At 43.2% G+C, this 14,190-nt stretch carries 9 protein-coding genes and 2 riboswitches; of the genes, 7 read left to right on the top strand and 2 right to left on the bottom strand.

What is annotated here, in order from left to right:
• The first annotated feature begins 212 nt into the window (after positions 1 to 212).
• Both H6G14_RS12610 and H6G14_RS12615 read left to right on the top strand, forming a co-directional pair.
• On the top strand, positions 213 to 3,335 hold the full coding sequence (locus tag H6G14_RS12610) for an MFS transporter (protein ID WP_190567741.1): 3,123 nt from the start codon (positions 213 to 215) through the stop codon (positions 3,333 to 3,335).
• Between the two features lie 302 nt (positions 3,336 to 3,637).
• A complete protein-coding gene (locus H6G14_RS12615) occupies positions 3,638 to 5,176 on the top strand; it encodes a phytoene desaturase family protein (protein WP_190567742.1) in 1,539 nt (512 codons plus the stop codon).
• Between the two features lie 84 nt (positions 5,177 to 5,260).
• Here the strand turns inward: H6G14_RS12615 and H6G14_RS12620 are convergent, their stop codons facing one another.
• Both H6G14_RS12620 and H6G14_RS12625 read right to left on the bottom strand, forming a co-directional pair.
• Positions 5,261 to 6,211, bottom strand: coding sequence for a class I SAM-dependent methyltransferase (locus tag H6G14_RS12620; RefSeq protein WP_190567743.1), 951 nt, complete (start codon positions 6,209 to 6,211; stop codon positions 5,261 to 5,263).
• Between the two features lie 131 nt (positions 6,212 to 6,342).
• Positions 6,343 to 7,533: a sensor histidine kinase gene (locus H6G14_RS12625; protein ID WP_190567744.1), complete on the bottom strand. Its 1,191-nt coding sequence runs from the start codon at positions 7,531 to 7,533 to the stop codon at positions 6,343 to 6,345.
• A gap of 497 nt (positions 7,534 to 8,030) precedes the next feature.
• Positions 8,031 to 8,254, top strand: a riboswitch (cyclic di-AMP (ydaO/yuaA leader).
• Positions 8,255 to 8,350: 96 nt separating this feature from the next.
• On the opposite strand from H6G14_RS12625, the gene ntrB reads away from it, so the two are divergent.
• The 5 genes from ntrB (at position 8,351) to H6G14_RS12650 (ending at position 14,102) form a co-directional block, all read left to right on the top strand.
• Positions 8,351 to 9,202: a nitrate ABC transporter permease gene (gene ntrB / locus H6G14_RS12630; protein ID WP_190567745.1), complete on the top strand. Its 852-nt coding sequence runs from the start codon at positions 8,351 to 8,353 to the stop codon at positions 9,200 to 9,202.
• Between the two features lie 122 nt (positions 9,203 to 9,324).
• A complete protein-coding gene (locus H6G14_RS12635; protein WP_190567746.1) occupies positions 9,325 to 10,767 on the top strand; it encodes an ABC transporter substrate-binding protein in 1,443 nt (480 codons plus the stop codon).
• A 63-nt stretch (positions 10,768 to 10,830) separates the two neighbouring features.
• On the top strand, positions 10,831 to 11,667 hold the full coding sequence (locus H6G14_RS12640; protein WP_190567747.1) for an ABC transporter ATP-binding protein: 837 nt from the start codon (positions 10,831 to 10,833) through the stop codon (positions 11,665 to 11,667).
• A 16-nt stretch (positions 11,668 to 11,683) separates the two neighbouring features.
• A riboswitch (cyclic di-AMP (ydaO/yuaA leader) is annotated at positions 11,684 to 11,897 on the top strand.
• Between the two features lie 126 nt (positions 11,898 to 12,023).
• The gene (locus tag H6G14_RS12645; protein ID WP_190567820.1) at positions 12,024 to 12,656 is read left to right on the top strand and encodes a universal stress protein; all 633 of its coding nucleotides are present in this window, start codon (positions 12,024 to 12,026) and stop codon (positions 12,654 to 12,656) included.
• A gap of 108 nt (positions 12,657 to 12,764) precedes the next feature.
• Complete coding sequence (locus H6G14_RS12650; RefSeq protein WP_190567748.1) at positions 12,765 to 14,102, top strand: SLC13 family permease; 1,338 nt, start codon at positions 12,765 to 12,767, stop codon at positions 14,100 to 14,102.
• Positions 14,103 to 14,190 lie beyond the last annotated feature (88 nt).

Consider the following 14,190-nt stretch of genomic DNA (forward strand, 5'->3'; position numbering starts at 1 on the left):
AAATTCCCAGAAAATTGCCATCTTTAAATAATCAAAGTTCTATCTACCGCAGGATATAGGTTTCAAACTTTGGAGGGATGTTCTGATGTACTAAATTCTTGGATTCTGTAAGCAAGAAGATTTGGGTATTGCGATAGATACAGAAATTACAGTCGTAGCTGACAAAATTCTAAATCCATCCAAATTTAAATTGCTTAGAAGAAGGAAATACAATGTTTCAAAGTACGGAAATTATATTGGAAATGTTCAAGCCCCCATTATGGGTGGCACAAATTCCAGTCGAGACAACAGGCGTTACACCAGCACAAGCATCGGTTCTGACTTCTGGCCCGCGCTTTTTCGTGGCTTTGCTTTCTGGGGTGATTCTCGCCTTTGCCTTCCAGTTAGTATTAACCAACCTCTCTGTAGCCGCAGGTATTTCCTACCTGGGGCGTTCATCTGACTCAGGGTCAGATACGGGGGAAACAGGAAGCTTTGGAGGGACGATTCGCAAGATTGGTACAGCTGTGGGGCTGTGGACACTAATTACTGTGACGATCGCCTTATTAGTCGCTTCTTTCTTAGCGGTCAAACTCAGCCTAGTCATTCTAGACCCTAGACTGGGTGCAATTCTCGGTCTGGTGATTTGGGGTGCATACTTCCTGCTGTTAGTTTGGGTGAGTTCCACTACAGTTGGTTCCCTCATCGGATCGGTAGTTAACACCGCCACCTCTGGCTTTCAGGCTATTATGGGGACAGCTACCGCCGCTTTAGGAGCAAAAGCCGTTAATCAACAGGTTGTAGCCACAGCCGAAGCCGCCGCCGCCGCCGTGCGTCGAGAATTAGGCAGTGCCATCGACCCTTTGAGTATCCGTGAAAACATAGAAGATTATATTGAAAAACTGCGTCCACCAGAGTTAGACATATCTAATATTCGCAGTGAGTTTGAAAGGTTACTGAGTGACCCTCAATTAAAAGCGATCGCCGGTAGTCCAGATTTACGTAATATTGATCGGCAAAAGTTCATTGATTTAGTGAGCAGCCGTACCGACCTTTCCAAGCGAGACGTGAAGCGGATAGCTGACACCTTATACAATGTTTGGCAGCAAACGGTAACTCAGCAACAACCTACCCAAGACCGTTTGGGTGAGTTGGTTGAATATCTAAAATCTCTGCCACCGGGACAAGCTAAGACTGATGAACTCAGTGCCAAGTTGGACAGATTAATTACTGACAGCCGTTCCGCGAAGGAAGCAGACCAAAAATCTACAGCAGTAGGGCCAATTCAAAGCACCATCCAACAAGGTATATCCGCACTCACTGGGATTGCTTTGGGGAGAACAGATTTATCTGATTTGGATGTGGAAAAAATTTGGCAAGCACTCACCACAGCTAAAGATAAAGCTACAGATCAAGCAGGTAAATTAGGCTTACCTGTGCCATCACAACCATATAGCCCCATTCGGGCGGATGTGGAAAACTATCTGTCTAACACCTATGCTTGGCAGTTGAGTGAGCAAAGAATTGCGGAAGAATTCCGTGATGTCATCCATGACCCAGCAGCCGACCCTGGGACAGTGCGCCGGGAACTAGAACGCCTTTCCCGCAATGATTTTGTGAACATCTTGCAACAACGGGGACTACTTACCCAAGCCCAAATTCAGCACATTGCCGACCAGCTAGAAGCTGTGCGTCAGTCAGTTCTGGTAATAGTCACAGCCGATGAGGAACGAGAAATTACCCAAGATTTGCAACGCCGAATCGAAAGTTATTTGCTGGTGACCAATAAAGCAGATTTGACACCAGAAGGGATTGAGCGAGATTTCAAACCCCTTTTGGAAGATGCAGATGCAGATCATGAAACCCTGACTCGGCGACTGGCAATAATTGACCGCTATTCCATGCAGCAGATATTGTTAGAACGCAATGATATGCAGCCAGGGGAACCAGACAGAATTATTGATGATTTGGAAAGACAGCGCGATCGCGTCTTGTTAGAGTCGAAAAACTTGGCAGACCAAGCCAAATATCAAGCAGAAACCCTGTGGTTAAATGTCGAGTCATATCTGCGTAACACTGGCAAAGGTGAATTAAACCCTGATGCGATCCGTGGCGATCTGAAAACACTATTAGCAGATCCCCAAGCTGGAATCTCAGCAATTCGGGCGCGTTTGTCTCGCTTTGACCGGGATACATTAGTGCAGTTGCTCAGTCAACGCCAAGATATTAGCGAAGACCAAGCCCATCAGATTATTAATACTGTGGAAGAGTCTTGGCATAGTGTCCGCCACACACCCCAAATAGTAGCCGACAAAGCCAAAGAGCAGTACGACACTGTAACCACAACTATTTCTGATTATCTACGCAAAACAGGCAAAGAAGAACTTAACCCCGAAGGGATTCAACGGGATTTAAATAGACTGTTTGAAAATCCCCAAGAAGGTGCAGTTGCTTTACGTCGTCGTTTATCCCAAGTAGACCGGGACACCTTAGTAAAATTACTTAGTCAACGCCAAGACTTGAGCGAACAGCAAGTCAATGAAGTGATTGACTCAGTACAAACTTCCATCCGCAATATTGTGCGCGCGCCGCGTCGCCTAGCTACCCGCACTCAACAACAGGTGCAGAACTTCCAAGCATACTTGACAGAATACTTGCGGCAAACTGGTAAGGAAGAATTGAATCCAGAAGGCATTAAACGTGACGTGCAGTTATTACTGCATGATCCACGAGTTGGGGTAGAAAGCTTGAGCGATCGCCTAGCCCATTTTGACCGTTCCACAATTATTGCTCTGTTGAAGATTAGAGAAGATATCAGCGACGAGGAAGCAGCCAGAATTGCTGACAATATAGTTTCTGTAAAAGAGCAATTTGTCGAACAGGTGCGGAGTATCCAACGGCGGATTCACGACGTAATTGACGGGATTTTTGACCGTATCCGTAACTACCTCAACGCTTTGGAACGTCCCGAACTCAACTACGATGGCATTAAGCGGGATGTTCGCACCTTATTAGAAGACCCACAGGCCGGATTCGATGCTTTGCGCGATCGCCTATCCTCATTCAACCGCGAAACTTTAGTAGCGATCGTCAGTTCCCGCGAGGACATCTCTGAGGAAGATGCTAACCGCGTCATTGACCAGATAGAACGAGCGCGCAACACCGTATTACAACGGGCTGAACGTCTACAACACGAAGCCCAACGCCGCCTGGAAGAAGTGAAACATCAAGCCCAACGGCAAGCCGAAGAAACCCGCAAAGCTGCCGCTACAGCTTCTTGGTGGTTATTTGCCACAGCAGTGGTTTCCGCAATATTCGCCGCCTTAGGAGGAGCGATCGCTGTTGTTCTGGTGTAGGTAGACAGATTTTCTCCGCTAAATTTCTCACCTCCCACACATTGGGAGGTTTTTTTTAGGGACTTCCAGGTAAAAAAATATCCAAAGTGTAGGGTGCGTCAGTGCGAGAAAACTTAGCTTTACAAAGAAATTATTCATACTGACGCACCCTACTGGACTGACAACACAAGGCTTTCAAGTCTGTCAAGTCTGTCAACAGTCAACCGTCAACAGCTATAAAAGATATACTACTGGACTGTCTAATTTAGAATAGTGTATTGGATGGGTAAAAATTAAACGCAGATAAACGCGGATAAACGCGGATGAAGCAAACAGATGTAGTAGTTATTGGTAGCGGCGTTGGGGGGTTGAGTTGTGCTGCTTTACTGGCACGTTATGGCTTTGATGTGACTGTTTGTGAGAGTCATTCGATTCCTGGCGGGGCGGCGCACGGTTTTGAACGTCAAGGATTTAAGTTTGATTCGGGGCCTTCTCTTTACTCTGGGTTGTCTTATAGTCCTTCGGTTAACCCTTTACGACAGGTGCTAGATGCAGTTGGTGTTGATTTGCCCTGCGTCACTTATGATACTTGGGGCTGTTGCTTACCTGAAGGTGATTTTGATGCTGCGGTGGGTGCAGAACAATTTTGTGAAGTGCTGGGGAGACTGCGGGGAGAGGCGGCTGTGCTTGAATGGCGGCGGTTGCAACAGGTGATGACACCACTAGCCCAGGCGGCGATCGCTCTTCCCCCAGCTGCATTACGCTGGGATATAGGCGCAGCACTAACTATCGGCCGATTTGCTCCCACGTTGGCTAAACAATCTGTGAATTTCCTCAAGTTAACGGGGCCTTTCTCTCGCATCATGAATGGGGTTGTCCATGACCCTTTTATTAGTAACTGGCTGAATTTACTGTGTTTCCTCCTTTCTGGACTTCCAGCGTCGGGAACCAATGCGGCAGAGGTAGCATTCATGTTCGCTGATTGGTATCGCCCAGGAGTAGCTTTAGATTACCCAATTGGTGGTAGTGGTGCTTTAGTTAATGCCTTGGTAGAGGGATTAAAAAAACACGGTGGGGAATTGCTACTTAATGCCCATGTTGAACAAATATTGGTAGAAGGTAACAAAGCGGTGGGTGTCAGGCTGCGAGATGGGCAAGAAATTCGGGCGCGGCGGGCGGTTGTGTCTAATGCTTCGGTGTGGGATACGCTGAAGTTATTACCGGAGGGGGCTATATCTCCAACATTCCGCAGCCAGCGCCAAGCCACACCTGAATGTGATAGTTTCATGCACCTGCATTTGGGTATTAATGGCCAAGGTTTACCCGCAGATTTGGCTTGTCATTATATTGTGGTGAATGATTGGGAATTGGGGATTACTGCACCCCAGAATGTGGTTTTGGTATCGATTCCCTCAATTCTTGACCCGTCTTTAGCGCCACAGGGCAAACACGTAATTCATGTATATACCCCTGGTAATGAACCTTACGCACTGTGGCAAGGGTTGGACAGGAGAAGTCAGGAATATGAACAACAAAAGCGATCGCGTGCCGAAGTGATGTGGCAAGCTTTAGAACGTATCATTCCTGATATTCGCTCTCGTTGTGAAATCCAATTGGTAGGTACACCCCTGACCCATGAGAGATTTTTACGCCGCTATCGTGGTTCCTACGGCCCCGCAATTTCCTCCGCCTCTGGTTTGTTTCCTGGTCATGGTACACCCCTTCCAGGGTTAATGTGCTGTGGTGATTCCACATTTCCTGGTATCGGTCTGCCAGCCGTCGCCGCTAGTGGGATGATTGTGGCTAATACCCTAGTTCCAGTCAGTCAGCATTTGGCGATGCTAAACAGAGTTGGCCTTTAAACGTGGCGATACGCGGAGTCTGTGTTTAGTCTGGTAAGAATTACGCATAAAGATGTTTCCCCTACACCCCTAAACCCCTACACCCTAATCTGGTTTCCTCGCAATAATTGTCCGGTGTCTAGGGTCACTGGGGACGGTGATTGGTGGTGCAAAACCTACAGCTTGTAGCGCGGCTTCTATATCAAATGTGTAGTAGTCATCACTCCACGGCTCAGTGCTTTTCATGAGAGTGAAGAGGACAGGGGGAAGATTTTGGATGACAGGCGATCGCGGGTTATTATCAACTAAAGCAATATAACCACCAGGACGTAATAACCGTTTGGCTTCGGCGAAAATTTCCTGACTGACGTAGCTAGGTAGTTCATGGGTAACAAACTGGATAGTCACCAAATCAAAAGATTTATCCGGTAAGCCTGTGTTTTCGGCTCTAGCATGAAGCCATTCGGATATTTCACTGTTAACATCCCTAGTTTTAGCTACAGCTAGCATATAGGGCGATAAATCCAAACCCACAGTCCTGACTGGATACCTTTCCCGGCGTTGGTAATAACGATGCAGAGACAAGGTAGAAATACCCACTGAGCAACCAATATCTAAAATATCTCTAACCTGCTGGGGAGCGTATGTTTCTAAAGCGTCATGAAAAGTGCCTCTAAGCCTACCATGAGCAGCTTCCCAAGTGAGATTTTCTTGCGGCCATACCCGCAACGCCATTGCATAGGTAGCTGATTCAGTTTCAAAAGCAGCGTCCCAGCATAAATTGCCTTCCGGATAAGCGTGAAAGGGTACTTTATAGTAGTCGGGATAAATCACATGAGGGTTAGTCACCGCCGCCAGGAGTTTTTTTGCAGGTGATGCTTGGAGTGCTTCGTAGTTCTTGCGCCAGGGAATACCGTTTTTCTCAGCCGTTTTGATAAGGACTTGTCTAGCCTGCTGTTTCATTACCCCGTAAATGGGTTTAGTTTGAATCAACAAATTCACGAAATTGGAGAGTAAACTTTCACCAGCCCAGTCTGGCTTGCTCTTTTTGTCCATCAGTTTGAATATAATGAGGCGATAATTGCAACTACATCTATTTTAAAGTTGAGGCGACTGGCAGGAGAATTTCGTGCAGGAAAATTTATTGATCGAGCGTAAAATTCCGTTTCCTTTTGGTTGATAGTCGCTCAGGTTTTTAATTTTAAAGGTAAAGTCACAGTAAATGTGGAACCTATTCCTTCTTTTGAGACTAAGTAAATTTCACCTTGCAATAGCTTCACTAACCGCGCAACGATTGCTAACCCTAAGCCTGTACTGTCAGGAAGGTAGGGACGGTCTTTGGAACTAACGCGAAAATAAGGTTCAAATATCTTAGTTTGGTCTTTTTCGGCAATGCCAATTCCTGTATCAGAGACAGCGATCGCCCACTTTTGATCATCTACTATTTCACAGACTATACTAATATTTCCTGAATCTGTATAGCGAATTGCATTACTCACAAGATTGGTAATAACCTGTTGTAATTGAAAACCATCTGTAATTATTTCACTAGGTGCTTGTACCCAATTAACTAAAATTGATAAATTCTTCTCCGCCGCTAAAGGTTCTAGCATCTCACAAACATTGTTAATTAAGTCTCGAATACTAATTGGTGCCGATTGCAACTGAATTTTACCGGCTTCATAGCGTGACAGTTCTAGGACATTATTAATTAACCGCAATAAATGTCTGCCATTGCGTAATACGCGCTCAATATGTTCTATGTTGACGGTGTTATCTCTCCTTGCAATTTCTCGCCTTTGTTGCCGTAAAAATAAATCTGAGTAACCAATAATTGCCGTTAGTGGGTGTTTAAGTTCGTGGGCTAGTTGTGATAGTTTATCTTCATTGCTCGTGACTAAACGTGTCAATTCTTCATTATGAAGCGCCAAAGAGGCTTGCAAATGTTCTAATTCCCGTAAGCGTTCCCCAACATAACTATGAAAACATCTGGCGATCGCTTCATCAATCACCGCATCAATTAAACGCATATAACGAATAATTTCGGCAGGTGTTCCCTGTAATAAATCAGCTTCTATCGTATCAAATATAACTTTTCTTAATAGTCTATATTCGCGGGCAATTTCCGACGGATCAAAACCCTGTTCAGCCCGTAGTAATCCGTGCTGCCAACTTGCCGTTACAATGGATTTAATATCACTCTCCTGGGATTGTGAAAGTACTGTAACCATTGCCTTAAAAACATCAGGAATATGGTTTTTAATGGCTGTGTATGATAAATCATCAGCGCTTTCTATCTGTCTATCCTCACGCACTGCCACAACCCACTTGGCGATGATGATGTTAGTATTGTCAGCCAGTACTTGACTAAATTCCATTATTTTAAATTCAGCTACAAGATAGAGGAATTAATTCTATATGAAATTAGTTTAACGAGCAGAGCGGACATTATCGCCAGCAGAGCGAAAATTCACCTATCAAGTGATAGATATTGTTGAGAACTCAGTAAAAATCCTGATTAACTCTCTAGCAGCATTGATTATTACCAGTGGCTAAACATAAGACTAATCACATAGTTAGGTATTCTCATGCTTAATTGTGCTTGGTTATGATACTAAGCTGATGCGTGCCTAAATTGCATAAATACTGATAAGGGCTGTTAACTGTTGACTGCTGACAGTCAACGGTCAACAGTCAGCACCCTTCACAATGGATTGTGCAACTTTAAAGCAGAATAACTCAATCAATTGCGGTTATTGATTATGGAATACTTCCTTACTCAGTTACCTGTTTGTAATGATGTAAACAACATTTACAAATTGGGGATTGTTTTTCTGTAAAAAAGATGTTACGGTTACCTTTACTATTATCTATTCGAGTAAGTCAGCCTAATCCAACCCACCATAGTATTTAAAGTTGGAGCGGAGGAACCAATTTGTGGGGCGTATCTCACAGAGAGTGTCAAAGAAAGAGTCAAGAGTTAAACATTAAATCTAGCTAAATACTGAACTCAGCACTCGTTACTCAGCACTCCCAAGAGAGGGGCATCTCTCAGCCCTAGCCCGTCAGCTAACTTCGTAGGCATTGAGAGGAGACTGAAGAGGCAGCATTTAATAAATGTTTTGCTCTCATCAGTGTCCGAGGCTGGTACTGCTCATTTTTTGTACCTGCACTGAACTCTGTTGGGGTGGCACAATGATCTTTCAATTAAATTTAGCAGCGATCGCAGCTGTTGCAACTCAAGCTGCATGGAAAACAGCAAAACCAATTTTGCTTAGGGATGTAGTCATACTTCCCGCTTTGGGATTCTTAGGAATTATCTTGTTGTGGTGGGTGATTGCCCTGGCAAATCATAAATTAATGCCCACTCCACCAGAAGCATTAGTAGCCAACCTGGACTATATATTAAACCCCTTTTATCAGAGAGGCCCCGGTAACTTGGGGATTGGTTGGTTATTGATAGCCAGTTTACGACGAGTCTTGATTGGTTTTCTGTTAGGTGCAGTAGTTGCCATTCCCTTGGGATTCTTGATTGGGATGTCTAGACCCGCGATGTTAGCACTCAATCCGATTATTCAGATATTCAAACCCGTATCGCCCTTAGCTTGGCTACCCATTGCCTTAGCCATCTTCAACTTGGCAGACCCTTCAGCCATTTTTGTGATCTTTATCACCTCCCTCTGGCCGACCATTATCAATACCGCCTTAGGAGTCGCCAGCGTTCCCAAAGATTATTTAGACGTAGCACGAGTACTAGAAATGCCCCGTTGGCGGCGAATTACCAAAATTATTTGGCCAGCCAGCTTACCTTATATCTTTACAGGCTTACGCATCAGCTTAGGCATTGCTTGGCTAGTCATAGTTGCAGTAGAAATGCTTACAGGCGGTATTGGCATCGGCTTCTTTGTCTGGGACGAATGGAGTCGTTTAAACCTCAGTTCAGTATTTCTCGCCGTCTTCATCATTGGCTTAACGGGACTAATCTTAGATTTCGCCGTTGGTAAACTCCAAGAATTTGTTACCCATCGCCCCACAACAGCTAAATAAGCTAATGCGCTTCTAAATTGGATAACTACTAATAAGGGTTGTTGACAGTTAATAGCCCCCACGATGGATTGTGCAACTTAAAAGCAGAATAGCTTAACTACTGAATTAATCCCAGCCACAACATGAGCAATCATAACTGGACTAGAAGAGACTTTATCAAAAGTGTAGGAGCCACCACAGCCGGCATTACCTTATCTGCCTGTAACCCTTCAGGAGATAGATCCGCCACAGGCCTAACCCCAGAAGCCCTAGCCATCAAACCAGTAATCAAATCCAGCGATTTAGAAAAACCCGATTTGATTGTGGGATACGTTCCTGTAAATGATTGTGCGCCATTTGCGATCGCCTGGAAAAAAGGCTTTTTTCGCAAGTATGGTTTAAACGTCCAACTCAACCGCGAAGCTAGTTGGGCTACCTCCCGCGACGGCTTAATTTTTGGTCGTCTTGATGCTGCGCCTGTAGTATCTGGTGCAGTCACCAACGCCCGCATAGGTGCAGAAGGCGCACGCCACGCCCCCCTATGTGCAGCCATGACAATCCATCGTCACGGTAACGCCATGACCATGAACAAAGCCATGTGGGATTTTGGCCTGCGTCCTTGGTACGAATATCAAGAAAAATATGGCGATGGTGCATTAGAAGCCTTTGGACGGGATTTTCGGGGTTACTTTGATAAACAACCACCAGAAAACAAAGTTTGGGCTGTAGTTTTAAGTTCGGCAATTTACGAATATTTCGTCCGTTATATCTCAGCTGCGGCTGGTGTTGACCCCCTCAAAGAATTTCGCGTCATTATTGTTCCACCGCCGCAGATGGTGACCAATGTGCGAATAGGGGCAATGCAAGCATACATGGTAGCAGAACCGTGGAATACCAGAGCAATAACAGGTAACGAAGACATTGGTTTTACTTTTGCCCAAGGAAAAGAAGTCTGGCTAGGACACCCAGATAGATTATTGGGAGTGATGGAGTCTTTTATTGATCAATACCCCAAAACCTACCGTTCCTTGGTAAAAGCCATGATTGAAGCTTGCCAATATTGCAGTAAGCCAGAAAATCGCCAAGAAGTCGCCGAACTAATTACAAACCGTTCCTTCACTGGTACAAGACCGAAAAATAAAAATGTACCAATCACTAAATTAACAGCACCGGGAATTATTGGTTCATACAACTATGGCGGATTTGATGGCAAAGACCGCACAATTCCCGCCGCAGACACGACAATTTTCTACGACATTCCCGACAACTTGCCCAAACAACCAGGCGAACATTCTACATTTTTATGGCGATCCAGAAGTCTTTGGTTAATGACTCAAGCCGTCCGTTGGGGACAAATCAAAGAATTTCCCAAAAATGCTGAACAATTAGCCGAAAAAGGCTGGAGAACAGATTTATATCGCCAGATAACCGCCGAAATGGGGATTCAATGTCCCCAGGACGATTACAAAGTCGAACCACCAGAAGTATTTATAGATAAGAAAGGTTTTGACCCCAGTGATCCCGTTAGCTATTTAAATAGTTTTGTAATTAGGGCTAACGCGCCCACTCGTTTTTTTATGTCTTGAATCGAAGATTAGAGACGGTGATTGTTGTTGATATATAGTTAAAGATTTTTAGGAGTATTTGATATGAAATATACACCGCCATTAGTAGATAATCATCCAAAAACTAAGTCTAGCTCTAATTTTTTAGAAATTGAGAATTTAGTTAAGTCTTATCCAACACCAGATAAAGGTAACTTTGTTGTTTTAGATGGAGTGAATTTAACCATCGGTGAAAACGAATTTATCTCTGTAATTGGGCATTCTGGATGCGGTAAATCCACTTTGTTAAAAATTGTAGCGGGCTTAGAAAAAAGCACTTCTGGCTCAGTTAGGCTTGACGGTAAAGAAATTCACAAGCCAGGTGCGGAAAGAATGATGGTATTTCAAAATTATTCCCTCTTACCTTGGTTAACAGTGAGAGAAAATATCCGTCTGGCAGTTGATGAAGTGTTAAAAAATGCTAATAGAGCAGAAAAAATTAGCATTGTGAACGAACACTTAGCAATGGTAAACTTAACCCCGGCAGCAGATAAATATCCTGATGAAATCTCTGGAGGTATGAAACAAAGAGTAGGGATTGCCAGAGCCTTAGCCATTCGTCCAAAAATGCTGTTAATGGATGAACCTTTTGGCGCATTAGATGCTTTAACCAGAGGTAAATTACAAAGACAAGTATTAGATATCTGGGAAAATAATCGCCAAGCAGTAATGATGATTACCCATGATGTCGATGAGGCAATTTATATGAGCGATCGCATCGTCTTAATGACAAATGGCCCAGCCGCCAACATTGGAGAAATAATAGAAGTACCTTTTTCTCATCCACGGGACAGGTCTGCTATGCGTAACTCAAAAGAATACTTTGAACTTCGTAATCATGCCTTAAACTTTCTCGACAAATATTTTGCTCAAGAAGAGTAAAGTAGTCTATTATCTCTTTAGTGGGTAGCCTAATTCAAATTAAGTTTGCGATCATTTGGAACGGAGGAACCATGTTATGGGGCGCATCTTGCAGAGAGTAGCTAACCTATGAGTAAAAAGCGAAGAGTAACAAAGTATTAAACTCAGCACTCATTACTCAGCACTCTTAAGAGAGACACCTTCCAGTCTTAGCCCGTCAGCTAACTCCGTCGGCAATGGAAGGAACCCCCAAGACTTTGGCTTTTATACCAGTTGTTATTGGGGTTTCCTTACGGATATAAATGTCCGTTTTACCCTGCTTCTCATTGATGTGTTCGTTAAGTTTGGGAGAAGTTAAAGCTGTGAAAATTAAGCCAATGTTAGCACGTCTGCAAAGTGCTATGGGTCGTGATGATTTAATTGACCAAATGGTGTTATTGCCAGAACCCCAAAAAAAAGGTCAAACAACACAATCAATCAACTTAATCGTTGGTTATGACGCTTCTCCTAACAGCCATACAGCACTAGATATAGCTTGTTGGATTGCCCATCAAACAAGGTTGGCGACTAATCAACAAGTCACAGTGCAAGCTGTTTATGTAGTGGAAGATAGCAACACCACAAATTGTTCTAATATTTTAAGCTTTGCTAAACGCTTGCCGACAATAGAATTGCCGCCAAGTGAAACAAAAAAATCCAGCACCTCTGTAATTACTCAACCGAAACTGACAGGAATTAAATCATATCTTCAAACAGAAACACTAACACCCCTGCAAGAAGCAGATAGAGTGATTTGGCAGGCAAGAAGTTTGGCTGAAGAATGGCAAGGTTCATTCAAATCTCATCTACGTTTTGGTTGTGTAAGTACAGAATTGAGAAAAGTTGCAGAATTTGAAGCTGCTGATATCTTATTTGTAGGTTGTAAATCTGTTTATCATCCTCTCATTGAAACATTGGGTTATAATTTCCCTTGTGCTGTCTTAGGGATTCCTGAATGTATAGATGAATAATTCTGACTTTCAGAAGTTATTTACCTAAATGAAAATACCGCAAAAAGTCACCGTATTATAGGTGACTTTTTCGCTATTACACAACAACATAAACTACAAGAGGTAGGCGTGGAAAACTGGCAAGCACTCCTAAGTGTCATCGTATTTATCAGCGTCATCTTTTTAATTATGACGGAATGGGTGCATTTGACTATTGCAGCCTTATTAGGAGCATTATTATTAGTATTTACTAATGTGATGACTTTACAAGAAGCTGTTGCTTACATTGGTAACAGTCATGGCACACTGGGATTATTTTTTGGGGTAATGGTTTTAGTTAGAGCATTTGAGCCTACTAAGATATTTGATTATTTAGCAACCCAAATAGTGATCTTAGCTAAAGGCGATGGTAAGCGCCTTTTACTTGGTATTGTTGGTATTGTCACTCCCATTTGTGCAGTGTTACCAAATGCAACAACAGTTATGTTGTTAGCACCACTAATTCCACCAATGGCACAAGAAATAGGGATAAATTTTGTACCTTTGTTGATATTGATGGTTTTGATTGCTAATAGTGCTGGATTGCTGACATTAGTAGGCGACCCAGCGACATTTATTGTGGGTGATGCCGTTAATATAAGTTTTGTAGATTATCTATGGAAACTAAGTTTAGGTGGTGTCATTGCAGTCGCTATGGTAACTCTCACTTTGCCATTTTTATTTCGCAAAATTTGGCATACAAAATTAGAAAATTTGGAAGAATTACCACACCCAGAAATTAATCATCCACGGGTTTTGAGTCTGGGTGCAGTAATTGTCGCTTTTGTCCTGCTATTTTTTGTGATTGGAGAATCTCTACCAATACCGATTTCTCCGGCTGCTGTAGCTTTGTTAGGTGCAGCTTTGGCTTTACTACTATCTCACCATAGCAGAATTGATACAGTCAACAACATTTTACGTGATGTAGACTGGAGTACATTAATATTTTTTATGAGTATTTTTGTGCTGATTGGCGGTTTAGAGAAAACAGGTGTAATTGGTGGTTTATCAGGGATATTGGCAACTATTTTAGGAAAAAATATTATTTTGGGTTCCCTGGTGTTGTTGTTTCTTGTAGGAATTTTATCGAGTCTCGTACCTAATATTCCCTTGGTAGTGGCGATGGTTCCCTTGCTTAAGCAATACATTGTCACTGTAGGATTAGCACCCGCAGAAGTCTTAGCACGGGACTTTCAAGGACAATTTCCCCCAGAAGTTTTACCCCTGTTTTACGCCATGATGTTTGGTGCAACCTTAGGCGGGAATGGTACGTTAGTCGGTGCATCTTCTAACATCGTAGCGGCGGGAATTTCCGAGCAGCACGGACGACGCATTTCTTTTAAAACTTTTCTTCACTATGGTATTCCAGTCACAATATTACAACTAATTGCCTCCGCATTGTACGTATTAATCCGGTTTTTGATTTAGCAGAATTTATTTACATTCAGTGAAAATTAGATATCTTTAATACTTGTAGTGGGTATAATTACACACTCTTATCTAGAATGCTATTATT

The organism is Nostoc parmelioides FACHB-3921, from assembly GCF_014696625.1.
GTDB lineage: Bacteria > Cyanobacteriota > Cyanobacteriia > Cyanobacteriales > Nostocaceae > Trichormus > Trichormus parmelioides.